At 60.8% G+C, this 24,478-nt stretch carries 24 protein-coding genes and 1 riboswitch; of the genes, 15 read left to right on the forward strand and 9 right to left on the reverse strand.

Translation table 11 applies throughout. From position 1 onward, the window contains the following. Positions 1-3 precede the first annotated feature (3 nt). On the reverse strand, positions 4-462 hold the full coding sequence (locus tag CHH27_RS02910; protein WP_256386449.1) for a 6,7-dimethyl-8-ribityllumazine synthase: 459 nt from the start codon (positions 460-462) through the stop codon (positions 4-6). A 47-nt stretch (positions 463-509) separates the two neighbouring features. Next, positions 510-656: riboswitch (FMN riboswitch) on the reverse strand. Positions 657-783: 127 nt separating this feature from the next. Then, on the reverse strand, positions 784-975 hold the full coding sequence (locus CHH27_RS02915; RefSeq protein WP_094070248.1) for a hypothetical protein: 192 nt from the start codon (positions 973-975) through the stop codon (positions 784-786). 97 nt (positions 976-1,072) lie between these two features. Here CHH27_RS02915 and CHH27_RS02920 point away from each other — a divergent pair, with 97 nt between their 5' ends. The 5 genes from CHH27_RS02920 (at position 1,073) to CHH27_RS02940 (ending at position 5,247) form a co-directional block, all read left to right on the forward strand. Then, positions 1,073-2,023 (forward strand): LysR family transcriptional regulator, encoded by a 951-nt coding sequence (locus tag CHH27_RS02920; RefSeq protein WP_094070249.1) that lies wholly within the window; start codon positions 1,073-1,075, stop codon positions 2,021-2,023. A gap of 128 nt (positions 2,024-2,151) precedes the next feature. Continuing rightward, positions 2,152-2,874, forward strand: a complete 723-nt coding sequence (locus CHH27_RS02925) for a phosphatidylserine decarboxylase (protein WP_256386436.1) — start codon at positions 2,152-2,154, stop codon at positions 2,872-2,874. Positions 2,875-2,968: 94 nt separating this feature from the next. Beyond that, a complete protein-coding gene (locus CHH27_RS02930) occupies positions 2,969-3,754 on the forward strand; it encodes a phosphatidylcholine/phosphatidylserine synthase (protein WP_094074482.1) in 786 nt (261 codons plus the stop codon). A 91-nt stretch (positions 3,755-3,845) separates the two neighbouring features. Next, positions 3,846-4,595: an SDR family oxidoreductase gene (locus tag CHH27_RS02935; protein WP_094070251.1), complete on the forward strand. Its 750-nt coding sequence runs from the start codon at positions 3,846-3,848 to the stop codon at positions 4,593-4,595. Positions 4,596-4,728: 133 nt separating this feature from the next. Then, positions 4,729-5,247, forward strand: coding sequence for a GNAT family N-acetyltransferase (locus tag CHH27_RS02940; protein WP_094070252.1), 519 nt, complete (start codon positions 4,729-4,731; stop codon positions 5,245-5,247). A 9-nt stretch (positions 5,248-5,256) separates the two neighbouring features. On the opposite strand, the gene CHH27_RS02945 is transcribed toward CHH27_RS02940, so the two are convergent. From CHH27_RS02945 to CHH27_RS02960, 4 genes are all read right to left on the reverse strand, one after another. Next, positions 5,257-6,207 (reverse strand): bifunctional helix-turn-helix transcriptional regulator/GNAT family N-acetyltransferase, encoded by a 951-nt coding sequence (locus CHH27_RS02945; RefSeq protein ID WP_094070253.1) that lies wholly within the window; start codon positions 6,205-6,207, stop codon positions 5,257-5,259. 364 nt (positions 6,208-6,571) lie between these two features. Beyond that, entirely contained in the window at positions 6,572-10,534 is a 3,963-nt protein-coding gene (locus tag CHH27_RS02950; protein WP_094070254.1) for an efflux RND transporter permease subunit, read from the reverse strand. Further along, positions 10,531-11,634: an efflux RND transporter periplasmic adaptor subunit gene (locus tag CHH27_RS02955; RefSeq protein ID WP_094070255.1), complete on the reverse strand. Its 1,104-nt coding sequence runs from the start codon at positions 11,632-11,634 to the stop codon at positions 10,531-10,533. Before CHH27_RS02955 ends, CHH27_RS02950 begins: the two co-directional genes overlap by 4 nt. 32 nt (positions 11,635-11,666) lie before the next feature. Further along, positions 11,667-12,215 (reverse strand): helix-turn-helix transcriptional regulator, encoded by a 549-nt coding sequence (locus tag CHH27_RS02960; RefSeq protein WP_094070256.1) that lies wholly within the window; start codon positions 12,213-12,215, stop codon positions 11,667-11,669. Between the two features lie 297 nt (positions 12,216-12,512). Here CHH27_RS02960 and CHH27_RS02965 point away from each other — a divergent pair, with 297 nt between their 5' ends. After that, the gene (locus tag CHH27_RS02965) at positions 12,513-12,881 is read left to right on the forward strand and encodes a hypothetical protein (RefSeq protein ID WP_208988481.1); all 369 of its coding nucleotides are present in this window, start codon (positions 12,513-12,515) and stop codon (positions 12,879-12,881) included. A gap of 40 nt (positions 12,882-12,921) precedes the next feature. Here CHH27_RS02965 and CHH27_RS27520 read toward each other — a convergent pair whose 3' ends face one another. Beyond that, positions 12,922-13,071: a hypothetical protein gene (locus CHH27_RS27520; RefSeq protein ID WP_157738656.1), complete on the reverse strand. Its 150-nt coding sequence runs from the start codon at positions 13,069-13,071 to the stop codon at positions 12,922-12,924. A 308-nt stretch (positions 13,072-13,379) separates the two neighbouring features. Between CHH27_RS27520 and CHH27_RS02970 the strand changes: the two genes are divergently transcribed. Beyond that, a complete protein-coding gene (locus tag CHH27_RS02970) occupies positions 13,380-13,799 on the forward strand; it encodes a hypothetical protein (RefSeq protein ID WP_094070258.1) in 420 nt (139 codons plus the stop codon). Positions 13,800-13,880: 81 nt separating this feature from the next. Here the strand turns inward: CHH27_RS02970 and pcaF are convergent, their stop codons facing one another. Then, entirely contained in the window at positions 13,881-15,086 is a 1,206-nt protein-coding gene (pcaF, locus tag CHH27_RS02975) for a 3-oxoadipyl-CoA thiolase (RefSeq protein WP_094070259.1), read from the reverse strand. Positions 15,087-15,201: 115 nt separating this feature from the next. Next, positions 15,202-16,605 carry a mannose-1-phosphate guanylyltransferase/mannose-6-phosphate isomerase gene (locus CHH27_RS02980; protein ID WP_094070260.1) on the reverse strand — a complete coding sequence of 468 codons (1,404 nt, stop codon included), beginning with the start codon at positions 16,603-16,605 and terminating at the stop codon, positions 15,202-15,204. Positions 16,606-16,759: 154 nt separating this feature from the next. Here CHH27_RS02980 and CHH27_RS02985 point away from each other — a divergent pair, with 154 nt between their 5' ends. The 8 genes from CHH27_RS02985 (at position 16,760) to der (ending at position 24,423) form a co-directional block, all read left to right on the forward strand. Further along, positions 16,760-17,611 carry a metal ABC transporter ATP-binding protein gene (locus tag CHH27_RS02985; RefSeq protein ID WP_094070261.1) on the forward strand — a complete coding sequence of 284 codons (852 nt, stop codon included), beginning with the start codon at positions 16,760-16,762 and terminating at the stop codon, positions 17,609-17,611. Beyond that, entirely contained in the window at positions 17,601-18,428 is an 828-nt protein-coding gene (locus CHH27_RS02990) for a metal ABC transporter permease (protein ID WP_094070262.1), read from the forward strand. The genes CHH27_RS02985 and CHH27_RS02990 overlap by 11 nt, the downstream gene beginning before the upstream one ends. Then, positions 18,425-18,832 (forward strand): Fur family transcriptional regulator, encoded by a 408-nt coding sequence (locus CHH27_RS02995; protein ID WP_094070263.1) that lies wholly within the window; start codon positions 18,425-18,427, stop codon positions 18,830-18,832. The genes CHH27_RS02990 and CHH27_RS02995 overlap by 4 nt, the downstream gene beginning before the upstream one ends. 61 nt (positions 18,833-18,893) lie before the next feature. Continuing rightward, entirely contained in the window at positions 18,894-20,027 is a 1,134-nt protein-coding gene (locus CHH27_RS03000) for a Gfo/Idh/MocA family protein (RefSeq protein WP_094070264.1), read from the forward strand. Positions 20,028-20,123: 96 nt separating this feature from the next. Next, positions 20,124-20,705: an NnrU family protein gene (locus tag CHH27_RS03005; protein ID WP_094070265.1), complete on the forward strand. Its 582-nt coding sequence runs from the start codon at positions 20,124-20,126 to the stop codon at positions 20,703-20,705. A 199-nt stretch (positions 20,706-20,904) separates the two neighbouring features. Continuing rightward, entirely contained in the window at positions 20,905-21,600 is a 696-nt protein-coding gene (locus CHH27_RS03010; protein WP_094070266.1) for a tetratricopeptide repeat protein, read from the forward strand. Further along, positions 21,597-22,949, forward strand: a complete 1,353-nt coding sequence (locus tag CHH27_RS03015; RefSeq protein WP_094070267.1) for a PQQ-binding-like beta-propeller repeat protein — start codon at positions 21,597-21,599, stop codon at positions 22,947-22,949. The genes CHH27_RS03010 and CHH27_RS03015 overlap by 4 nt, the downstream gene beginning before the upstream one ends. A 46-nt stretch (positions 22,950-22,995) precedes the next feature. Beyond that, positions 22,996-24,423, forward strand: a complete 1,428-nt coding sequence (gene der / locus CHH27_RS03020) for a ribosome biogenesis GTPase Der (RefSeq protein ID WP_094070268.1) — start codon at positions 22,996-22,998, stop codon at positions 24,421-24,423. Positions 24,424-24,478: the final 55 nt, after the last annotated feature.

Below are 24,478 nucleotides of genomic sequence, written 5' to 3' on the forward strand. Positions count from 1 at the left end.
AGATCAGCCCTTGAGCTGTGCCTTGAACTTGCCGATCTTCAACGCGGCTTCCGCAGCCTCACGGCCCTTCAGCACGAAATGTTCGCGATAGATCGTCATGTGGTGATCCGTCTCCTGGAAGTGGTGTGGGGTCAGGGAGACAGAGAGAACGGGAACACCTGTTTCGAGACCGGCCTGCATCAAGCCGCTGACAACTGCCTGGGCCACGAAATCGTGCCGGTAGATGCCGCCATCGACGACAAGGGCCGCAGCCGCAATGGCCGCATATTTGCCGGTGACGGCAAGGTCCTTTGCCGCAAGCGGCATTTCAAAGGCACCGGGAACGTCAAATACATCAATGTCTTCAGCTGGAATGATCTGCTGGAAGCCCACAAGGGCCTGGTCGACAATGTCTGCGTGCCAGCCGGCTTTGATGAAGGCGTAGCGGGTGTGTGTCATGTGTGATCTCCGTTTTCTTGACACGTCACCCAAGGCGATCACATGCACTCGTGCCACAGGTGTGGTCCGACCGCAGTTTCTCTTTCATCCGGACTATGACCGTCGGCCCAGGAATCTCACCTGATCTGCATGACCGCTCAAAAAGGAGCGCGCTCGCGGGCTTGCAGCTCAAGCCGCTTACCGCCGGTGGGGAGTTTCACCCCGCCCTGAGAACGGAGCGTATGTGGCAGGCGCCGAACGACAAGGCAAGGCTTAAAGACGCCACAGGATATGACAATTTGGTCAGGACGGGGCATCGCCCCGGACCGGCCGCATCAAGGCGACCGGTGTTGGCATCGGGTTGGCCTAGGCGGCCCTGTTCTGGACCTCGCCGCAATCGTTGACCGGCTCGAGAACCGAAAAACGGGCCTTGCGAACGGACTGACGACCGGAAAAAGCAGTCTGGATCAAGCCCGACAGAGCACGGCTCAAAGCGCGCAGTTCCCGGTTGCGGGCAGCGCGGGCGCGGGTTTCGTAGATATCGCCTGAGTGCAGCATGATGGTCTCCTTCGCGTTTGGTGACCTCTATATGGCATGTTGCGTCACTTCGAATAATCGGGCTAAAATCGAAATCATTCTTCGAAAGTATGGAATAATGAGAATTGAGGACCTGCAATTCTTCATCCGCATTGCCGAACTCGGCAGCCTGTCGGGTGCCGGCCGCGAAATCGGGTTGTCCCCCTCCGCGGCCAGCGCCCGACTAACGACGCTGGAAAAGGTTTTCGGTGCGCAGCTGTTTGCCAGGACCACACGGCGAACGACGCTGACCGAAGCCGGGCGGATCTTGCTCCAGCACGGGCGTGCGGCGGTAGATGAAATCGATCAGGCGCGATCTGTTCTGGAGGCGACTACGGAAGCACCCCGCGGGTCGTTGAGAATCTCCTGCAACACGTTTTTCGGCCGAAAGCACATCCTTCCCTATCTGGTCGAATTCCGCACGCTCTATCCCGATATTCAGCTGGAAATGGACATCTCCGACCGCATGGTCGACCTGATCGAGGAAGGTTATGACATTGCCATCAGGGGCGCTCCGCTCGCCGATTCCTCGCTTCTGGCACGTCGGCTCGGCGGCAACCCGAGGGCGCTGTGCGCCTCGCCAGACTATCTGGCCCGCAGGGGCATCCCGACGAACCCGGAGGATCTGGTCAATCATGATTGCATCAGCCTGCCGTCGGTTCCTGTCTGGTACTTCAACGGTCCGGAAGGCGAGGTCGGGTTCGAGGTTCAAAAACCGGTCATCAAGGGCGACAGCGGCGATCTGACCTATGATGCGGCGCTCCACGGACTGGGTCTGAGCCTGAAGTCGCTGGCCCATGTCTGGGAGGACCTGCGCGACGGCCGGCTGGTCGCCGTGATGGAAGATTACAAGGTTGCCAGGACCGGGGCGATCTGGGCGGTCTATCCACCCAGCCAGTTCGTTCCTCCCAAAGTGACCGCCTTCGTTGACTTTCTGATTTCCAAATACGGACGGCCACCCTACTGGGACACCGACTACCGGGCACCAGAAGCGGTGAAATTGGGGGAAAGGCCCAAAAAGTCTGGCTGATTTTCCGCGAAAATCGGTTCTCTTTCGGCCAAAAAGCCTCTAGAAGCGGAGCAACAACAAGTGCAACTGGTGCATGTCGGGCAACCGCCCTGCTGGTCTCGCGAAGCGGGATCCGTAACGCACCCGTTCTGACAACGGAAACAAAGATGTCGATAGTCGATTCCATCACCAAGGCCGTGGTGCCGATCCATCGTGAAGGCTGGCCCTTCGTGGCGATTGCTTTGGTGGCAACCCTGGTGATCGGATATTTCATCAGTCCGCTGTTCTGGATCGGGCTCATCCTGACCGGCTGGGTCTGTTATTTCTTTCGTGACCCCAAACGGGTGACACCTGTCGCGGACGGCCTCGTCGTATCTCCGGCGGACGGTGTGGTCAGCCTTGTCGGCCTGGCTCGGCCTCCGGCGGAACTGGAGCTCGGCACCGAGCCGTTGATGCGCGTGTCGGTTTTCATGAACGTGTTCAACTGCCACGTGAACCGGGCCCCGATCGGCGGCAAGGTCCTTCGTGTGGCCTATCGGGCAGGGGCGTTCCTGAATGCCGAACTGGACAAGGCCAGCGAACAGAACGAGCGCAATGGCCTGGTGATCGAAGCGGGAGACACCCGGATTGGTGTGGTCCAGATCGCAGGTCTCGTGGCGCGCCGGATCGTGTGTTTCTCACGCGAGGGCGAAGAGCTTGCTGCCGGCGAACGCTTTGGCCTGATCCGTTTCGGCTCACGGCTTGATGTCTATTTTCCAGCCGATACCCAGCCCAAGGTGGCCCTTGGCCAGACGATGATTGCGGGCGAAACCGTGCTTGCCGACCTGTCGCAGCCACAGGCTCCGGCACAGCAATTGACCCGTGTGAGCTGAGGGCACAGTGGACGATACATCCGACAAGAGCACAGACCGCCCGGGCCAGACCCCGCGTTTTCGCCGGGTTCCACTGCGCCTGATCATTCCGAACATGGTGACGCTGCTGGCGCTGTGTTCCGGCCTCACCGCCGTTCGCATGGCGTTTGAGGGGCGGTGGGAGTTCGCGGTCGGGGCGGTTCTTGTTGCGGCGGTGCTGGACGGCCTGGATGGCCGGGTCGCACGCATGATGAAAGGCACGTCCCGCTTTGGTGCGGAGCTCGACTCCCTGTCGGACTTTGTCAATTTCGGTGTCACGCCGGCGCTGATGCTCTATCTCTGGATCCTGAAAGAGGCGGGTAATCTCGGCTGGATCGCAGCCCTGATCTTCGCCATTTCCGCGGCCCTGAGGCTGGCACGTTTCAACGTGGCGCTGGATGATCCCAACAAGCCGGCATGGGCGTCCCGGTTCTTCACCGGCGTTCCGGCACCGGCGGGCGCCCTGACGGTGTTGCTGCCGCTCTATCTCGATTTCCTCGGCCTGTTTCCGCACTGGTTTGCCGATGACGCCTTTGTGGCCGCCTATACGATCGGCATCGCCTTTCTGTTGATCAGCCGTCTGCCGACCTATTCGGGCAAGACGCTGGGGACGCGTGTCCGGCGCGACTATGTGCTGCCGCTCTTCGTCTTTGCCGTCCTCATTGTCGCGCTCACCGTCAGTTATCCGTTCCGGATGCTGGCCGGTGGTGCCGTCCTCTATCTGTTGACGATTCCCGTCTCCTGGCGGGCCCATCGCAAGCTGGTTCAGGCAGAGGCGGATATGGCGCTCGATGATGATGGCGACGAATGCGACACTGATCTCGATGATCTGGCCGACCGGGACAAGGATCACGGCGGCTGAGACTGTTTCCGGCCTGCGCTCGCAAACCGGGTTTCAAGCTTTGCAAATGTGGGACACTTAGAGCGCCTCGTTGTTCAGAGGAGCTTTAGTCATGTTTCACGGAAAAACCATTTTGATCACGGGCGCGAGCAGCGGTATCGGTGCCGCCACCGCCCGTCTTCTTGCCGAGGCTGGCGCCAATCTTGTGCTCGCAGCCCGTCGTGCAGACCGGCTGGAGGAGGTCAAAGCCTCGCTTCCCGAGGCTGCCGACCGGATCGCAATTCATGTGGGGGATGTCGCCGATCCGCAGTTTTCCGAAGCGTCGGTCAAGACGGCGCTGGAGGCCTTCGGCGGCCTTGATGGAGCCTTCAACAATGCCGGCACGCTTGGCGACATGGGGCCGGTGCCGGAGATGAGCCTGGACACCTGGAACCAGGTGATGGCCACCAATCTCAACGCCGCCTTCCTGGCTGCCAAGCACCAGATACCGGCCTTGCGGGCGCGGGGTGGCGGGGCCATCGTTTTCACGTCGTCCTTTGTCGGGCACACGATCGGTCTGCCGGGCATGGCGGCCTACGCGGCGGCCAAGGCCGGATTGATCGGCTTGACCCAGGTTCTCGCCGTCGAGCATGGAGCCGAAGGGATCCGGGTGAATGCGCTGCTTCCAGGGGGCACCAAGACGGAGATGGCGGGAGAGGATCCGGCTTTCCATGACTATGTTGCCGGCCTTCACGCGCTGAAACGCATGGCGGAACCGGAGGAGGTCGCCCGCGCGGCGCAGTTCCTTCTTTCCGATGCCGGCTCTTTCGTGACCGGTTCGGCGATGCTGTGTGACGGCGGCAACTCGATCACCAAGGCCTGAGAGCGCGGGCACTGCGCTGGTCGCAGTGCCCCGGCCTTTGCAGGAAACTGTTTGCCAGACCGGCTTGAACCGGCAATAGAAGTAGGTGTGGTGATGAGTGGCAGGACTCAGAAGAGGTAGACCGGTGAGCGACATGACAGAATTGCGCCTTGGCACGTTGCAGGATCTTCCGGGTCTGGAAAACCTCTACAGGGCTGCCTTTCCTGAAGAAGACCTTCTGCCGCTGGTACGGAGCCTTCTGCAGGAAGGAGACGGTGTGCTGTCACTGGTGGCCTTGCAGGGCGACCGGCTGGTCGGGCATGTGCTCTACACGCGCTGTTCGGTTGAACCGGACGGGCATGTCGCAGCACTCCTGGGCCCGCTTTGCGCAGCGCCGGACTTGCAGAAACAGGGCATTGGCGGCCGTCTTGTCCGGGAAGGATTGACGCGGCTGTCGGACTGGCAGGTTGGCAAGGTCCTGGTGCTCGGCGATCCGAATTACTATGGCCGTTTCGGATTTCAACCGGGCAGCCGCATCGCACCACCTTACGCACTTCCAACGGAATGGGCCGAAGCCTGGCAGTCGCTGGACCTGGGCGCAGGCACTGCGCCCAACACCGGCACGCTCATGGTGCCGGCGCCGTGGCGGAACAGGTCACTCTGGTCCGAATAGGGCCTGACCCTAAGGGCGCTTGCGGATGAACATCTGCTCTGTCACCGCCTTGCCCCATTGATCGCCGACATATTCGTCGGCCAATTCAAAGCCGTTTTTCTCATAGAGTGCCCGGGCGGCCTCCAGCCCCTTGAGGGTCCACAAGTGGATCTCGACGAAGCCGTGCCGGTCGCAATGCTCCAGCGCCTTTGACAACAGCACCTTGCCGAGCCCCTTGCCGCGCAGGCGTTCGGATAGGATGAACCAGCGCAGATGGGCGATATTGCCCTCAAGGTCTTCGCCGTCGATGCTGATCGAACCGATCACTTCGTCCCTGTCGACGACACTCCAGCTGTTGTTCACCGGGGCGTCGATCCGCGGCATGAACTCGGCCATGGCCTTCGCAACCACACTTTCAAAGGTTGGCCCCATACCGACGATGGGGCCATGGGTGCGGCCATGCATGGCGGCGATGTCGCCAATCATGCCGGTCTGGTAACCCTCGACAATCTCAAACTCCGGCAAAGTGTCCTGACCGGAGACAGCCTCGCCGGCCAGCGCATCCGCATAAGCCGTCATGGACTGTGCAATCACGTCGGCCCTGGTGCCTTCGATCCGCGACAGGGCCTGAAGGGCCTGGTCGTTGCCGAACCGGTCGATACGGGCAAAGGTCTCCCGGCCATCATCTGTCAGGTGCAGTTCAAAACTCCGGCCGTCACTTTCCGAGCGGGTCTGAACGATGTCGCCCCGCGCCTCGAGGGACTTGAGCAAGCGGCTGACGGTTGATTTTTCCAGCTTCAGCCTGGCGCTGAGCTCCTTGGCGGTGATGCCTGGATGGAGTCCGATTTCAAGCACGGCGTGGACACCGGACCCGGAAAGGTCCGTGCCGGCAACGCCCTTGTCGAGAAAACCGAATTCGCGAACCATTTGCCGGGACGCGGCACGGATGTCGTGAACAAGGGCGGGGGAGGGAGTGGTCATGTGTGAAGTCCATTTAGTTGTATAAAGCAACTATATGGTTTTGGGTCGAGAGAGGCAAGGGCGCCACAGATAAAAATGTTTGAATGGCAAAGCTGCAGCCAAGTTTGGCAATCATCCCCGACAAGCGAGGCGCAGATCGGGGATCTGTTGTTGCTCAACCGGTGGCAAGGGGCAGGACGAGGCGGCGCGTCATCACGCCAAACTGCTTTCTTGCCCCAAATAGCGATGTGGAACGGGTCCCGGTTTGAGGCAGGGCCGACGCCGTGGCGGATGGACGCCCTTGTCAAAACGGCAAGGTTTCAAACGCCCCGCACAAACAAAAAGGCCGCCGAAAACGGCGGCCTCTTGTTGGAGGACTGGAAACTCATTCCGCAGCGTGCGGCAAGTCCTCCTGCGGGGGAAGTTTGGGCTGTGCCGGTTTCGGCATCGACACGACCTTGGCGGCCGGGCGCAGCTTTTCCTGTTCCGGATCCGTCCATTCCACTTCCTGTTCCAGCGCCGGCTTCTCGTCTTCCACGCCCGGAAGCGCCGGACCGACAGGCTCTTTGCGTGTGGTCGCCGACCGCCAGATTGCCCTGAACAGTCCCATCCAGGTGCTGGGCAGAGCGATCATCACCGGGATCATCACCAGGGTCAGGATCGTGGAGAAGGCGAGACCCGAAATCACGGCGGTGGACAGCTGGATCCACCAGATCGCGGTGATGCCGCCGACAGCGATGGTCTGGGTAAAGAAGTCCAGGTTCATCGCGGTTGCCATTGGAATCAGACCAACGATCGTGGTCACCGTGGTGAGCAGGATCGGCCGGATACGCTGACCCGAGGTCTTCAGGATCGCATCCAGAGGTTCGAAGCCGTCATGCCGGAACCGGTTATAGGTGTCGATGAGAACAATCGCGTTGTTCACCACGATCCCCGCCAGCGCCACCACGCCCGTGCCTGTCATGATGATCGAGAACTTCTGTCCCGTCAGCATCATGCCCAGCAGAACACCCATCACCGACAGGACCACCGTCGAAAGGGTCAGGAAGGTCTGGTAGAACGAGTTGAACTGGGTCAGCAGGATCAGGAACATCAGGAACAGCGATGCCATCATCGCACGCATCAGGAATTCTCCCGATTCCTTCTGATCCTCATCCGCTCCACGGAACTGCAGGAACACGTTGTCCGGGAAGGTCTGTGTGTCCAGCCACGCGCTGAGCTCGTTGACCTTCGCATCGACAGTGACCGGATTGCCCTTCTCATCGACCGCTTCCTTGTCGACGCCGGCTTTCAGCATCATCGAATAGAGGCCATCACGGCGCACGATCGAGGAAACCTTCTGCTCCGGTGCCCGGTCAATGAAGTTGGCAATCGGCACCAGACCGAGATCCGTCTGCAGGCGCAGCTGGTCGAACCGGTCGAGCGTGCGCTCGTCGGCCGGGAGGCGAACGCGAATATCGACTTCGTCCTCACTGTCGGTCGGACGGTATTTGCCGATCAGGACCCCGTTGGTGACCAGCTGGACCATGTTGCCGACGGAACCGATGCCCGCCTGATACCGACCGGCCTGTTCGCGGTCGATGGTGATCTGCCACTCGATACCGGGCAGGGGACGGCCATCTTCCTGGTTCTGGAGGTGCTCCATCTGGTCCAGATGCGCGCGGATGCGGGCAACCTGTTCCACCATCGTGTCATAGTCGGTCGACTTGACTTCCAGCTGGATGTCCTTGCCGGTTGGCGGACCACCCTCGATCTTGCGGGTTTCCACCTTGATGCCCGGGATCATCGCCGTGCGTTCGTGGATCTCGGCGAAGATCTCCTTGGCCTGACGGCGGCAGCAGTATTTTGCCAGCTCAAGCGTCATCTCGCCGACAACGTCATCCGGCTTGTCCTGGACACCGCCAATGAAATCGGGACCACTGCCGCCACCTGGCGGGAAGGCGGAGGTGATGACGTTCTGGATACCGGCGGTCTGCAGCACTTCGACCTCGACCTTCTTCACCAGTTCCAGCGATTCAGAGGCGGACATGTTGCCGCGCGCGGAGATCAGCACCACAGCCTGATCGGGTTCCTCGTCGACGAAGAACTCGACCCCGGTCGGGTTAGAGGCGAAGGAGCCGAGGATCGCGAAGCAGGTTCCAAGAACGAGCACAAGCGTCAGGATGTTGCCGACCGGATTGCCTGCAAGCAGTTTCAGGTGGCGCACGTAAAGCCCGGTGAAGCCCCTGACGGTGCTTGCGTCGAACTGAGGCCTGTCCGAGTCGCTGTTTTGTGCGTCAATTGTCCGGGATCCGAAGCCAAGGAAGGTACGGATCCGGTCGAAACCTGTTTCAAACAGGCGAACCAGCGGCGACAGGACCTTGTATGCGGCCCAGATCGCAGCCAAAGCCAGCAGCACCACGACCACGTAGAAGACAGAGTCGACAGCAATCGGATTGGCAAGCACGGCCAACGGCTGTGCCAGCCCTGACAGCGAAGTCAGGACTGCCTCGACGCTTTCTGTGAGGACAGCAGGCCGGCTGGTCGCCAGGAAATAGGCGAAATAGAGCGCAAACCCGACTGCGACCATCTCAAATGCCAGAGAGGTGAACGTCACGGGCCGATAGACTTTTTGAGGCTTCTGACTTTCTTTCTCGACCCTGTTGGCAGCGCGTTTCCGGGCCCACCGCACAAACGGGCGCACTGCAAAATACGCGGCAATGGCGACAGCAGCGAAAACGACCAGCGCGGACAGCGCGGCCAGCAAATAGGTGCCGATGCTCTCAAAGAAGGTGGCTTCCGGATCGATCCCGGAGAGCCAGAAGAACACGTTCGCCACGGCGGCAAGAAGGCCGAACACAACCGCAATCACGCCGGCTGCATTCCGAGCAACGAAATGCGTCACCATGGCAAAGATGCCGCCGGTCACCGGCAGGAAGACCATCGCGGTCAGGAGCGCGGCCGTCAGGACGATGATCACCATGATCGGCAGGTAGCTCATGAACTCGCCGGCAACGCCCGGCCACAACAGCATCGGCAGGAAGGCCACCAGCGTCGTCGCCGTGGAGGAAACGATCGGCCAGAACATCAGCCGTGCCGCGCGAATATAGGCTTCGCGGTCCTCCATGCCTTCCGACACCTTGCGGTCTGCATATTCGACCATGACGATGGCGCCGTCGACGAGCATGCCGACGGTCAGCACCAGACCGAACATCACCATGATGTTCACGGTATAGCCAAGGCCCGACAGGATCAGGAAGCCGACCATGAAGGAGGTCGGGATCGCCAGACCCACAAGCAGCGCTGAGCGCAGTCCGAGCGCGGCCAGGACCAGGATCATCACCAGGAAGATCGCCGTCATGATCGAGGACTGGAGCGAGCCCAGAACCTCGAAAATGTTCGACGACATGTCGATCATGTAGTCGACCTTGATCGTCTCCGGCCAGTCCTTGGTGGCCTCGTCGACCACGGCGCGGATCGCCAGGTTGTTCTCGATGATGTTGGTGCCGATGCGCTTGGTCACGTCCAGGGCAATCGCCGGCTGGCCGTTGACGCGCGTATAGGAGTTGGCATCCTTGAAGGTGCGCCGGATCTCGGCAACATCGCTCAGGGTGACAACGCCTTCGCCCGACTGCTTGATCGGCAGGGAGTAGACATCAAGCGCCGTCTCGATGAGACCCGGCACCTTGACGTTGAACCGGCCCTGGCCGCCGTCGATGAAGCCGGCGGGCACGAGCTGGTTGTTGTTGGACAGCGACGACAGCAGTTCCTGCTGGGTGATCTCGTAGGATTCCAGCTTCTGCGAGTCGATCAGGACCTCGAGAATTTCCTCCCGGTGCCCCTTGAGGTCAGCAGAACGCACCGTATCGATCGCCTCGACCTGGTCCTTCAGGCGGCGCGCATGCTGATAGAGCGTACGCTCCGGCACATTGCCAGAGAGCGCGATCGTGATGGTCGGAACCAGCGCGAAGTTGGTTTCCGAGATGGTCGGTTCCTCGGCATCGGCCGGCAGTTCGCCCTTGGCGGTGTCGACCTTGTCGCGCACATCCGCCATCGCCTCGTCCTTGTCGAAGGAGATGTCGAACTCCAGCACGATACCCGCGTGGCCTTCGGAGGCGATCGCCGTGATCTCCTTCAGACCGTCCAGGCCGCGGAGTTCGGTTTCCATCGGTCGGATCAGCAGACGCTCGGCGTCCTCGGGCGAAATGCCCTGCTGCGCGATGGAGACGTAGAAGACCGGGACATCAATGTCCGGGCTGTCTTCCTTGGGAATGCTGATATAGCTGAACACACCGGCCACAAGCAGGGCCAGCATCAGCACGAAAACCGTCTTGGGACGTCTGAGGACGCCTTCGAGCATGTCAATCATTGGGTGACCTCTGCGGTCTCAAAAACAGGTTCGACAATTTCACCGTCGCCGACATATTCCTGTCCGACGACAATCACGGAGACGGTTTCCGGCAGACCTCCGACCCACAGGCCGTCATTCTCGCCGCCGAGAACCTTCACGGGGTAAAAAACGCTTTTGCTGTCGGCATCGACGGCACGCACACCGACCTGGCCTTCATCATTCAGGGTCAGGATGGCGGGTGTGATCTTGTGGGCCTTTTCGACCGGCAGCGGCAGACGGGTCACGGCGGTCACACCGTCGCGGGCCTTGCCATCCGGATTGGGCAGCTCGACCTCGACGCGGAAGGTCCGGGTGTCCGGGTCAGCCGACGGGGAGATGTAGCGCACCGTGCCCTTGAGCGTCTCACCGGTCACCAGATCGACTTCCGCCGGCATGTCCCGGGAAATCTGACCAACATTGAGTTCCGACACCTGACCGATGGCGATCATCGGATCGGAATTGACCACGGTGGCACAGATGCCGCCGCTGTTGAGCTGGGCGCCAACCTCGGCCATCGGGCTCTCAATGACGCCGTCAATCGGAGACCGGATGATGGTCCGGGCCAGTTCAAGCTCTGCTTCCTTCACGCGGGCCGTGGCCGCGTCGAGCTGGGCCTGGGTGGCAGCCGCACGGGTCTGGGCCGTAAAGCCCTTGTTGGCCAACTGCGTGGCGGCGGAATGATCGAGTTCGGCCTGGGCAAGACCGGCCTTGGCTTCGAGTACACGGGCTTCGCGTGTGCCCTTGTCGAGCTCACACAGGATATCGCCCGCAGAGACCCTTGCCCCTTCGCGCGCCGGGCGTTTGACCACATCGTCCGTGGTTTCGGAGCGCACGGCGACCTTGGCTTCGGCTTCCGTCCGGCCGCGCACTTCGAGCATGGCCTGGCGGTCCTCGGCGACAAGACGTTTCACCTTGACGCGAAATGCGCCCTTGTCTTCCTCCGCGACCCGGTCGGCAACGGCCGGCACGGCGTTCTCGCCGTCGCCGACGCCACCGATCACCGTCTTGCCGTTGGCCATCCAGAGCCCGATGCCCACGGTCACGCAGGCCGCCAGGATGTAGGAAAAATTCACGCGCATTGTGTCGTTACTCCAAAAAACAAATGTCTGGCTTACTCAGCGGCCGCCGCAGGGCGGGCCGCATCTTCGGCAATCTTGATCAGGGCTTCGCCATGCTCTTCCAGATAGGCGAGGGTGCAGTTCATGCAGGTGATGCCGTATTCCCGGGTCCAGGCCGATCCCGGGTGGCTGCATTCTTCTTCGGTCTCGGTCAGCAGACGCAGCTCGTCCAGAACCTGAGCCTTGCGCCGCTCCAGAGCCCGGCGAATGACCTCCGGGGGCAGCTGCGCCGCATTGAGTGCGATCAGAAGAAACGGGGATTTGAACGTGTCAGGGGCCTGCGGTTCGCACAGGGAGTGGATGAACTCCGTACGGCCGGCCTCGGTGATCGAATAGACCTTGCGGGCCGGTTTGCCGGCCTGAGGCTCCTCGCGCACGGTCACCATGCCTTCAGCCTCCAGGCGCGCAAGCGCCGGATAGATCGAGCCGAAGCTGGCGTCGTCGAAATAGCTGAAACGGCCCTCGGTGGATTCCTTCCGGATTTCATATCCGGTGGCATCCCCGAAAGACAGGATGGCAAGGCAGAGGCTTCTCACACTCATCTGGTGTCTCCGGTGCCGGGAACGTCTCCCCGGCGGTCACTTCTGTCGAGGTCTGCAGTGCGCGCAGTTGCCCTTTGAGGCATTGTCAGAAGTGACATATGATGGATCGATATATCGAATAAATATATATACAGTCCGATATGATCAAGAGTGCGCTGCACAAATTTTTTCAAATGATGAACAAATTCTGAGTCTGAAGGCTCGTTGGCCCCCCTCGTTGATTTGACAAGTTGCTCATCAGCTCCAGTTACGCATACGCTTGAGCTTCAGAGCCGGATGAACAATCAGGAGGTCTGCGTGAGAGACCGTAACAAGACCTTTATCCGTGTCGCGCTGCCGCGCGACCCGTTGTTCCGTTTGCTGCTGATCAATGGTCTGGCCGGGACAGCGATCGCCGCGCTGGTGCTGGCAGGCATATTTGCCGCCAACATCGGCAATCTCAGGGTCCTGGTCCTGACTGCGGAAGACCCCGTCCTGCCAGTGCTGATGCTGGCGTTCGGGCTGGTCATCACGCTTGGATCCGTTGTCATCGGCTCCGCGATCATGCTTCTGGGGGACAAGGGCCGCAGCGGTAACGGGCCGGGCGGAGGCAAAATGGTCCCTCTGATTGGAGATCTGACGCCGGTTCCCGTGACAGCACGGGCAAAGCGAAACCCAGCCAGGTAAGGGCCGGCCCGGAGCAGTTGTTGCGCCGGGGCCGCCAAATTCATTTCACATTGTGTACGGAGGGCAGGCCAGCCTTGGCGTGCTTGTCCGCCATGGGGCCAAGATCCGCAAAAAGGATCATGGCCGCCGCTGTGAGCAGCAGCAGCAATCCGACGGACGAGAGCTTCATCTCTTCAGTCCTTTTGATCATATCGGCCAAATCCAGGTTCATTCAAACTGAGGCGCTTATACACTCATAGGCTCTAAGGGCCCGGTAATACGTCCTGTAAAATTTTACGGACCGGCATTTCTGACAATTGGAAGGCTGAATAGGCAGGACAAAACGTTCTGTAGCCGTCGGGAAATACTTTCCCTAACGGCAGGATTCTGCGGGTTTCAGCCGTTAACCAACTTCCCGAAAACTACGTTTGATTTCCGTCATTCCTGTTGCGGGTGCCGCTCGTGTCCTGTACGACCAAAGATAGGTTAAGTATTTGTTAACCAATGCTTGGGGTTGTAATGCGATTTTTCATTAGAAACTTTCATGTCTATGTTTTTGCGCTGCTTTCCGTTTTCGCGGGCAGCTGGGTCGCCAGCAATCCGGACCGAACGGTGGAGCTGATGCGTCCGTTGGTTGAAGATGCGGTTGAACTGCAGGAACTCGCGGACGGTGCATACCGCGAAGTCAGCCAGCTGAACTGGCAGGAGGCGTCCGACGAAGCCGTCTCGCTGTTTGTGGCGACCATGCGCATGCCGACCATGCTGTTTGAGCGGCTGGCGGACAAACTGGACGAAGTGAACAGGGACCTCGATCGTCGCCGGCACGCCGATGCGGCTGGCGGCGGATCGCTTGGAGTGGCCAGGAAGGCCACCCTGACATCTGGACATTATGAGGCCCTCCGGGAAAACCGTCCGCTGAATGAACGGCCGGAGATCTGAGGTCCCGCAAACCTGACGTCACAGGGGCAGCCAGACCGGCGTTCGGCGAAGACGCGCCGGCCAATTTTGCCGGATAATGCTCTAGACGGACGCCAGCGCGATTGCGATGCCCTGGCCGACACCAATGCACATGGACGCGAGCGCCAGTTTGCCGCCGCGTTTTTTCAGCTCCAGCGCAGCCGATCCCGTAATCCTTGCACCCGACATGCCAAGCGGGTGGCCGAGCGCAATGGCTCCGCCATTGGGATTGACGAAATCTGCGTCTTCGGGAAGGCCGAGATCGCGCATGACGGCGACGGCCTGGGCCGCGAATGCCTCGTTGAGCTCGATGACGTCGAATTCCGACGGTGACAGGCCATACTGCGCGCAGAGCTTCCGGGTGGCCGGGGCAGGGCCGATGCCCATGATCCGCGGCGGGACGCCGGCCGTTGCGCCGCCGACAATGCGGGCGACCGGTGTCAGATTGTGTTTTTGAACGGCGGCTTCGGAGGCGATCAGCAAGGCGGCGGCGCCATCATTGACGCCAGATGCGTTGCCTGCCGTGACGGAGCCGTTCTCCCTGAATGGCGTTTTCAGACCGGCAAGCTGTTCCAGCGTGGTGCCGGCCCGCGGGTGCTCGTCCTTGTCGACCAGGATCGGGTCGCCCTTGCGCTGCGGGATCATCACCGGCACGATTTCTTCGGCCAACCGGCCGTTTTCCTGGGCCCTGACCGCACGTTGCTGGCTGCGCAGAGCAAAGGCGTCCTGGTCGGCGCGCGAAATGGAGAAGTCTTCCGCGACGTTTTCCGCCGTTTCCGGCATGGAATCGATGCCGTATTGATTTTTCAGGAGCGGGTTTACAAAGCGCCAGCCAATGGTCGTGTCGTAAATCTCCGCGTTGCGGGAGAAGCCGGTCTCCGCCTTCGGCATGACAAACGGCGCGCGGGACATGCTCTCCACACCGCCTGCGATCGCCAGGTCGATCTCGCCGCTCTTGATGGCCCGGGCCGCGGTCATGACGGCATCCATGCCCGATCCGCACAACCGGTTCAGGGTCAGCCCCGGCACCGTTTCAGGCAGCCCGGCGAGCAGCGAGGACATGCGGGCCACGTTTCGATTGTCTTCACCCGCCTGGTTCGCGCAGCCGAAAAAGACGTCGTCGACCAGCGCCCAGTCGGTGTCCGGGTTGCGTTCCATCAGTGCGGCCACGGGAATGGCGCCAAGATCGTCTGTCCGGACGGAGGAGAGTTTGCCGCCATAGCGTCCGATCGGGGTGCGGACAAAATCGCAGATGTAGACGTGATGCATGGCTTTTTCCTCACCCCTGGGTTCGACCGGTCCTTGAGCACGTGCCGGTTCGCCGGCAAGTCTTGCCGGATTTCACGAGGCAAGGCAAGGATGCGTCACAGAAAGATGCGTTTTTCTATGTTTTTTGTGATGAGTCCGTGTGACGGAGAATGTCGTCCTCGGCAAGATACGTGCCTGACTGGATCTCGATCATGCGCACCGGGATCTTGCCCGGATTGTGCAATGTGTGTTGGGCGCCAAGCGGCACGTAGGCCGACTGGTTTTCCGTCAGGAGCGACGTCTTGCCATTGATCGTGATCTCGACCGTGCCGGACACAACGACCCAGTGTTCCGCGCGATGCAGATGGCTTTGCAGGCTGAGTCGCTTGCCGGGCTTGATCATCATGGATTGCACGGCGAACCGGTCGCCGGAGTTGATCCGTTCGGTGTACCCCCAGGGCTTGTAGACACGCGGATGGTGGTCAACCTCGTCACGGCCTTCTGCCTTCAGTTGCTCGACCACCGTCTTGACGTCCTGGGCACTGTCCTTGTGGGCAACCAGAACGCTGTCCGTGGTTGCGATCACCATGACATCCTTCAGGCCGATCACCGACACCAGACCCCGGTCCACATAGGCAAGGCAATCGGAGCTGTTCAGAAACCGGGCGTCGCCCAGGGCGCTGTTGCCTTCCGGGTCCTTGTCGAGAACGGTCCAGATGGCTGACCAGGAGCCGAGATCGTCCCAGTCCGGCGACACGGGAGCACAGGAAACGTTGTCCGCCTTTTCCATGATCGCATAGTCGATGGAAATGTTGTCGAGGCCTGCAAAAGCTTCTTCATTGAGCCTTGTAAAATCCAGATCGCCGTGACGCGTCGCCATCACGTCAACAATATCGCTGTAGAGCGCCGGCTGGAGTTCCTTGAACGCCTCGATCATGGTCTTTGCCGAGAATAGAAAGATACCGGCGTTCCAGACATAGCTGCCGTCTTTCAGAAACGCTTCGGCCCGTTCCGCATCCGGTTTCTCGACGAAGGCCTCGACCGGGCGCACCGGATCGCTGCCGGGGGCGACCCGGATATAGCCGTAGCCGGTGTTGGGTTCGGTTGGTTGAATGCCAAAGGTCACGATCTGGCCGCGCTGCGCCGACGGCACCGCCTCGTTGACCGCCGCCAGGAACACGTCTTCCTTTCCGACCAGATGATCCGAAGGCAGCAGAAGGACAAGCGCCTCCGGGTCCTCTTCCGCCGCAATCATCGCGGCCATGAGGGCCGGCGGGGCGGTGTTGCGGCCGACCGGTTCGAGCAGAATCAGCTGCGCCTCTTTGCCGAGCTCGGCAAGCTGCTCGCCGATCAGGAACCTGTGGCCGTTGCTGCCGATCACGATCGGAGCGGCAAATTCCGGCCGGTCGATCCGGCGGCAGGTCTTTTGAAACAGGCTTTCCCCGCCGAAGAGAGGAAGAAACTGCTTGGGTCGATCAGTGCGAGACAGTGGCCACAGACGCGAGCCGACACCACCGGACAGAATACATGGAAAAATCATCTTCGGTAAAAGCTCCGCCGAATCCGCCTTGTTGCAGCCTGGTCAGTGTGAATCACCGAGACGACAGTTGCAAGCTGGGTGCGTGAGGGATAAATGTGTAATAATGTAACGCACTTGTTCAAAGTGCACACTTTCAGAACTGGCATCAACGGGAATGACCAAAAAGCATTCTGGACTGGTTCGGCTTGACCGCGCCGGTATTCGGAAAAACGGAAAATGGCTGGTGCGGGGCGTCGACCTGACTGTTTCAGCCGGTGAGATTGTCACGCTCATCGGACCGAACGGGTCGGGCAAGTCGACGACGGCGAAAATGGCCCTGGGGATACTCAAGCCCAGCGAGGGACGGGCTGAAAGGCGACCGGGTCTCAAGATCGGCTATGTGCCGCAGAAACTTGCCATCGACTGGACCTTGCCCTTGACGGTCGCCAGGTTCATGCGCCTTACAAATCCGCTGAGCGATGCCGCCTGCCGGGCTGCGCTGGCCCAGACCGGTGCGGTGCATCATCTGGGGTCGGAAATGCGCACCTTGTCCGGCGGAGAAATGCAACGGGTGATGCTCGCGCGGGCGATTGCCCGCCATCCGGACCTGCTGGTCCTGGATGAGCCGGTGCAGGGGGTCGACTATTCCGGCGAGATCGCGATCTATGACCTGATCAGCGAGATCCGCACAACGCTCGGCTGCGGCATCCTGATGATTTCCCACGATCTCCACGTGGTGATGGCAGCCGCCGATCAGGTGATCTGCCTGAACGGGCATGTCTGCTGCCGCGGAACGCCGTCCGATGTGAGCCAGGATGACAGCTACCATGCCTTGTTCGGTGCTCGCGGCAATGCGGCGCTCGCGGTTTACGAACACCATCACGACCACGTCCACCTACCGGATGGAAATGTCCGTCACGCGGACGGATCCATCTGCGGGTCCTGTTCAGGTGAGCATCATGACCATCACTCTGCTGCGGAACCAGAAGCACAGACCGTGAAAGGCGGGTTGCGCGATGCTGGATGACTTTTTCACCAGGGCGCTGCTTGCCGGGATCGGCGTGGCGCTGGTGGCCGGACCCCTCGGTTGCTTCATCGTCTGGCGGCGTATGGCCTATTTCGGCGATACCCTGTCTCACGCCGCCTTGCTAGGTGTTGCCCTGGCACTGTTGCTGAACATCAACACCATGGTTGCGGTCGGCGGGGTTTCGGTCATTCTGGCGGCCTTGTTGATCCTGCTCAGGCGAAGGGACACGCTGTCCTCCGACGCAATTCTGGGCCTGCTCTCCCATTCGGCTCTCGCGCTTGGCCTTGTCAGCCTCGCCTTCATGACCTGGGTTCGCATCGATCTTCTGGGGTTGCTCTTCGGAGATATCCTGGCTGTGACGCGGCTTGATATCGCGGTCATCTACGGAGGCGGTGCGCTGGTGTTGGCTCTCCTCATCCTGATCTGGCGTCAGCTGTTTGCAGCAACGGTCAGCCCAGAGCTTGCGGCCAGCGAAGGGCTCCGACCGGAGCGTTCGGAGCTGGTTTTCATCCTGCTGACATCTGTCGTGATTGCCATTTCACTCAAGATTATCGGCGCGTTGCTGATCACGGCGCTCCTGATCATACCAGCTGCTGCGGCCAGGCGCGTTTCCGGATCGCCGGAGCAGATGGCGATCGTTGCAGCGCTTGCCGGTGCCTTGTCGGTCGTTGGCGGTCTTTACGCCTCGCTTCACTACGGAACGCCGTCCGGACCTTCGATTGTGGTGGCTGCCATGGTGCTGTTCATTCTCAGTCTTGTTCCCGGGGTGCAACTTGTGAGAAGGATGGGAGAGACGTCAAAAGGAGACCGTTCGTGAACGCTCAGGCTCACCCCGAACTGACAAAAAACCAGGCCTTGGTCTTCGGGTCGCTGTCGGAGGCTGACGGTCCGCTGACCGCCTACGCGATTCTCGATCTCTTGCGCGACAGCGGGTTTCGTGCACCTTTGCAAGTCTACCGTGCGCTGGACAAGCTGGTTGATTACGGGCTCGTTCACCGTCTGGAGAGCCTCAATGCCTTTGTCGCCTGCAGCCACAAGGGCTGCGGAGGGCACGGTGCGGCGGCTTTCGCGATTTGTGAGACCTGCGGACTGGTGACCGAATTCACGCCTGAAAAGGCCATTGGATTGCTGAAAGACTGGACGAAAGAACAGGGCTTTCAACTGACCAGGACCACGATAGAACTGCGGGGCAGGTGCAGTCGGTGCGGAGCCAATGCCTGAGTGGGGCGCTGCAAGGCGGTAACCGGATTGGGATAGGCGCGTTGAGCAGGAGGGGACGTCCATGGCGGATGCGCTGGGTATTGGCATTATCGGATGCGGTACGATCTCCCGGACCTATTTGGAACTGGCGCCCAGATTTTCCGGCCTCGACATTCGAGCCTGTGCGGACCTGAACAGGAAAGCTGCGGAGGAGCGCGCGTCCGAATTCGGTCTTCGCGCTGAAACCGTGCATGACCTGCTCCTGGCGGACGATATCGAGCTGATCGTCAATCTAACCGTGCCAGATGCCCACTACATGGTGTCCCACGAAATTCTGGCTCACGGCAAACATGTCTATTCGGAAAAGCCCCTGGCCCTGTCCCTGCGCGAGGGGCAAGCCCTGAGTGATTATGCCAAGAAGAAAAAGAAGCTGGTGGGATGCGCACCAGACACCTTTCTGGGCGGCGCGCACCAGACCGCCAGACAGGTTGTCGATGATGGGCTGATCGGCGACATCCTCGGTGGTACCTGTCATGTGATGAGCCATGGCATGGAAGCCTGGCATCCAAATCCCGACTTCTTTTACAAACCGGGTGGTGGGCCCATTCTCGATCTTGGACCCTACTACATTGCGTGTCTGCTCAACCTGATCGGGCCGGTGAAGCGGGTCACGGCGATGACCTCCACACCTTTCAGATCCCGCACGATTGGCCACGGTTCGCGCAAGGGCGAACGGATTGACGTGGAAACCCCGACCACGATCCATGCCATTCTCGAATTTCAAAACGGAGCAACCGTCACATTGACTGCCAGCTGGGACGTGTGGGCACATGGCCACGCGCCGATGGAGCTCTACGGCACCAAGGGATCGATGTTTGTGCCGGATCCCAATTTTTTCGGCGGTGAGGTGCGGCTGGCGGACCGGGCGGGTGCCATCCGGACCCTGAACGGCGCGGATCATCCGTTCAGCGCCGCCAATATCGAGGACAACGGAGTGCAGCGTGCCAACTATCGCGCCGCCGGGCTGGCCGACATGGCGCAATCGGTGCTGAGCGGAGGTGGCTTCCGCTGCTCGCTCGATCGCGCGCTCCATGCTGTGGACGTCATGGTATCCATTCTCAAATCTGGTGAAACCGGGAGTTTCGTCGACATAGAACATCCGACGACGCGGCCGGAAGCACTGGGAGCCGCGGAAGCGGCTTTGCTGCTGCGCTGAACGCAGTTGCACCGGCGCGCACTGCCTCCTATCTTCCGCCAGCAGGGTGCGGCGGGCAATGAAGACACCGCCTGCAGGCATTGAGGGAGAGTGGGTATGGCGCTGTTGATTGCCGGCTTGGTGCTTTTTTTGGGAATTCATTTTCTGCCGATGTTCCGCTCGGTGCGGTCAGGCTTGATCTCCACACTGGGCGAAAACGGCTACAAGGGGGGGTTCACGCTCGTTGCCGCTGCCGGCCTCGGCCTGACGATCTATGGCTATGGCGTTGCGCGGTTCGACGGCCCGCCGATCGTTTACGATCCGCCGTTCTGGTTGCGTCACGTCACCATGCTTCTGATGGTGCCGGTGTTTATCTTTCTGGCCGCTGCCTACGTTCCCTGCCGGATCCAGAAGACCTTGAAACATCCCATGCTGGTGGCGGTGAAACTCTGGGCGTTCTCGCATCTTCTTGCCAATGGAGACCTGGCTTCGGTGCTGCTGTTCGGCGGGTTTCTTCTCTGGGCGGTCGTCGATCGGATCTCCGTGAAGCGTCGCGGCGAAGGGGCCGGGCAGATTGCCGCTACGGCAGGAGATCCTGGCAAATATTCCGACATGGTCGTGATTCTGATCGGGCTGGCGCTGTATGGGGCCTTCGTCTGGAAACTGCACGCCTGGCTGATCGGCGTGCCGGTCGGCTAAACCGGCTGATCGGACGAAATATGTGGCGGAAATCGGCAATTTGCCGAGAATTGCCCCACTTGCGCCATGAAGGGCCGTTTTAAGCCCGATCAGGGAATTGCCCGAGCCGGATCAAATGGATAATGTGCGCCACTCGAAATGGGGCGAGGCAAGGCCGTTCGCGCCGCGCCGGTTAAGTGAATGCAGGAACTGAAGACGCATGTCTGACATTTTTCGTGAAGTCGATGAAGATATCCGCCAGGAAAAATACCGTCGGCTTTGGGACCGTTTTGGTCCTTGGGTTATTGCCGTCGCAGTCCTGATTGTGGTCGGTACCGGAGGGTATCGCGGCTGGCTCTATTGGCAGGAGCAGCAATCTCAGGCGGCCGGCGACACGTTTTTTGATGCTGTGCAGCTGTCGGAACAGGAACAGTACCAGGAAGCTGCGGCGCTTTACGGCGAACTGGAATCGTCAATTGGCGGCTATCCGGCTCTGGCGAAGCTGCGTCAGGCAACCGATCTGGCCAATGCGGGTCAAATTGAAGAAGCGCTGGCCGAGTTTGACAGCCTGTCCCGGGACACCAGCCTTGACGTGGCCGTGCGCGACGTCGCTGCATTGAGAGCTGCATACCTCGCCGTTGATCTGGACGCGTATGATGCGGTCGCCGACCGGGTTGAGCGTTTGTCTGCCGACAACAGTCCCTTTCGTGCAGCGTCACGTGAAATTCTGGCTCTAAGCGCTTGGAAAAACGGCAATATTGAAGCCGCGCGTGAGTGGCTGAGCGCCCTGGAAGAAGATGCCGAGACACCGGTGGATGTCAGCCGGCGTGTTGCCGTGCTCGCGGGTCTCATCCGTGCCAGCAACGGTGACGCCGCGCCCGCAGGCCAGGCGGAACGTGAAGGAACCGATCAGTGAGTTTTGTGAGTTTCTCCCACCGCAGCCGCGGTGTGTTCGGCGTCCTCGCCCTGTCGATCGCGCTCACCGGATGTGGTTCCGTGAGTGATTTCGCCGGAAGCGTCAATCCGTTCAGCCGCGAAAAGATCCTGCCGGGCGAACGCCAGCCGGTGTTCGACGGGGCCGATCCCGCAGCAGTCGCTGCCGGCCAGAGTGCCAGGATCGGCAACGCAACGGGCGGACAGACCTGGACCACTGCCGGCGGCGGCCTGACCAACGATCCTGGTAATGTGGCTGTCTCCGTATCCGGCAACCGCGCCTGGCGCGCACAGGTCGGTTCTTCCGGCCGTGGATTGACGTCGGCGGCATTGCGCCTGTCTTCTCGTCCGGTCAGCGACGGCAGCCGGATTTATGTCTACAAGCCGAATGGGGAAGTGGTGGCACTATCCACCGGCGGTGGCCGCCAGTGGACGCAGAACCTCCGCCCTGAAGGTGAGCGCGATGTTGGCCCGGGCGGCGGTGTGACGGTCGCCGGCGGCACGGTCTATGCCGCGACAAGCTATCGCCAGGTGGCCGCGCTCGAAGCCGGCTCCGGCCGGGAAATCTGGAAGGTCGACATCGACACGCCCGCACGCGGCGCGCCCGTTGCCGGGAACGGTCATGTTTTTGTCGTAACCCAGTCCAACGAAGTCTATGCCCTCAATCAATCCGACGGTTCCATTGCCTGGACCTATGCTGGGATTGAGGAAACCGCTGGACTGCTATCTGCAGCCAATCCGGCGATTTCGGGCAATCGCGTGATTGTTCCGTTCTCTTCCGGTGAGATCATGGCGATCAACATCAAGGACGGGGAACCGGCCTGGATCGATGGTGTGTCCCGCGGCTTCCGCACACTTGCCCTGTCCGGTCTTGCGGATGTGTCGGCCAGCCCGGTTGTTGCCGGCAACACGGTTTACGCGACCGGCGTCTCCGGCCGCACCGTGGCCGTCGACGCACGCACAGGCCAGCGTCGCTGGGAACAGAACCTGGGCAGCGTGCATACGCCTGTCGTATCCGGCAGCGCCCTTTTCATGGTGGATCTCGACGACCGCATGGTGGCACTTGACCTGAAGAATGGCGAGACGCTCTGGGCGACGGCACTGCCGCGTCCGGAGAAAAAGAAAAAACGCCGCAACTGGGCCGGGCCGATCCTGGCCAATGGCTCGCTGGTGGCTTTTTCAAGCGACGGTCAGATCGCCATGGTGGATGCCGCGTCCGGTAACACCATGCTGACGCAGCGGACCAACACCGATGTCTATGTCACGCCGATCGTGGCTGGCGGGCGGGTCGTCGTGTTGACCGGCAATGACGGCGTCGCCGCCTTCAACTAGAATTTGAGGATGGGCCGCTGTCGGCCCCCCTGTCAGGAGTATCGCTGTGGGCGCAACTGTCGCCATTATCGGACGGCCGAATGTCGGCAAGTCCACGCTGTTTAATCGTCTGGTCGGCAAACGCCTGGCCCTGGTCGACGACACACCTGGTGTGACGCGCGATCGGCGGCCGGGCGATGCCCGTCTGGGGGACCTGCGTTTCACCATCATCGACACGGCCGGTCTGGAAGACGCGGACAAGGCCTCCCTGGAAGGCCGGATGCGGCGCCAGACGGAAGAGGCGATTGAAACCGCGGACGCCGTTCTTTTTGTGATTGACGCGCGCGCCGGCATCACGCCGCTCGACGCTCATTTTGCCGAGGTGGCGCGCAAGACGACGCGGCCGGTCATCCTTCTTGCCAACAAGGCAGAGGGCCGGGCAGGGGAAAGCGGTCTCTATGAATCCTATTCCCTCGGCCTTGGCGAGCCGATCGCGATCTCTGCAGAACATGGCGAAGGCCTTGCCGATCTTTATGACGCGTTGAAGCCGCATGTGGATCGCGTTTCTGAAGAGGAAGATGCCAGACGCGAAGAAGCCGTCACCAATGTCGATGTCGACGAGGATGGCGAGATCGTCGAGGACGAGGATCCGGTGGGAACGTCCGACCGGCCATTGAGGGTTGCCATTGTCGGCCGGCCGAATGCGGGCAAATCCACGCTGATCAATCGCATGCTGGGCGAGGACCGCATGCTGACCGGTCCGGAAGCGGGTATCACGCGCGATTCCATTTCCGTCGACTGGTCCTGGCGGGACCGTCACATCAAGCTGTTTGACACCGCCGGCATCCGCAAGAAGGCACGCGTGCAGGAGAAGCTGGAAAAGCTCTCCGTCGCCGACGCCTTGCGTGCCATCAAGTTTGCTGAAGTGGTGGTCATCACGCTCGATGCGACCATGTCCTTCGAAAAGCAGGATCTCCAGATCATCGACCTTGTGGCCCGCGAAGGCCGTGCATTGGTCATTGCCATCAACAAGTGGGACCTGATCGAGGACCGTGAAGCGGCCTGGAAGAAGATCCGGGATGCCAACGAGCGCTATTTCAACCAGATCCGTGGTGTCCGTATCGCCACCTTGTCGGGCCTTCAGGGGCAGGGCATCGACCGGCTGGTTGAGAGCGTTTTCGACGCTTATGAAGCGTGGAACGCCCGCGTCTCCACAGCCAAGCTCAATCGTTGGCTCGACCGCGTCACGGTCAACCACCCGCCGCCCGCTGTTGCCGGTCGGCGCGTTAGGTTGCGCTACATGACGCAGCCGAAAACACGGCCGCCGCATTTCGTGGCCTTCTGTTCACGGCCGGAACAGCTGCCGGAGAGTTACACGCGGTATCTCGTCAACTCGTTGCGGGAAAAATTCAACATTCAGGGCACGCCGATCCGGCTGTCCTACCGCAAGGGCGACAATCCTTACGCCCCCCGGAAAAAACGAAAGATCCAGTAGCCGGAACCATTCGTGTTCCGGTTTTTCCAGCGTGCCTGCCGGTGGAAAGCCTGGC

It is taken from the genome of Labrenzia sp. VG12, assembly GCF_002237595.1.
Classification (GTDB): domain Bacteria; phylum Pseudomonadota; class Alphaproteobacteria; order Rhizobiales; family Stappiaceae; genus Roseibium.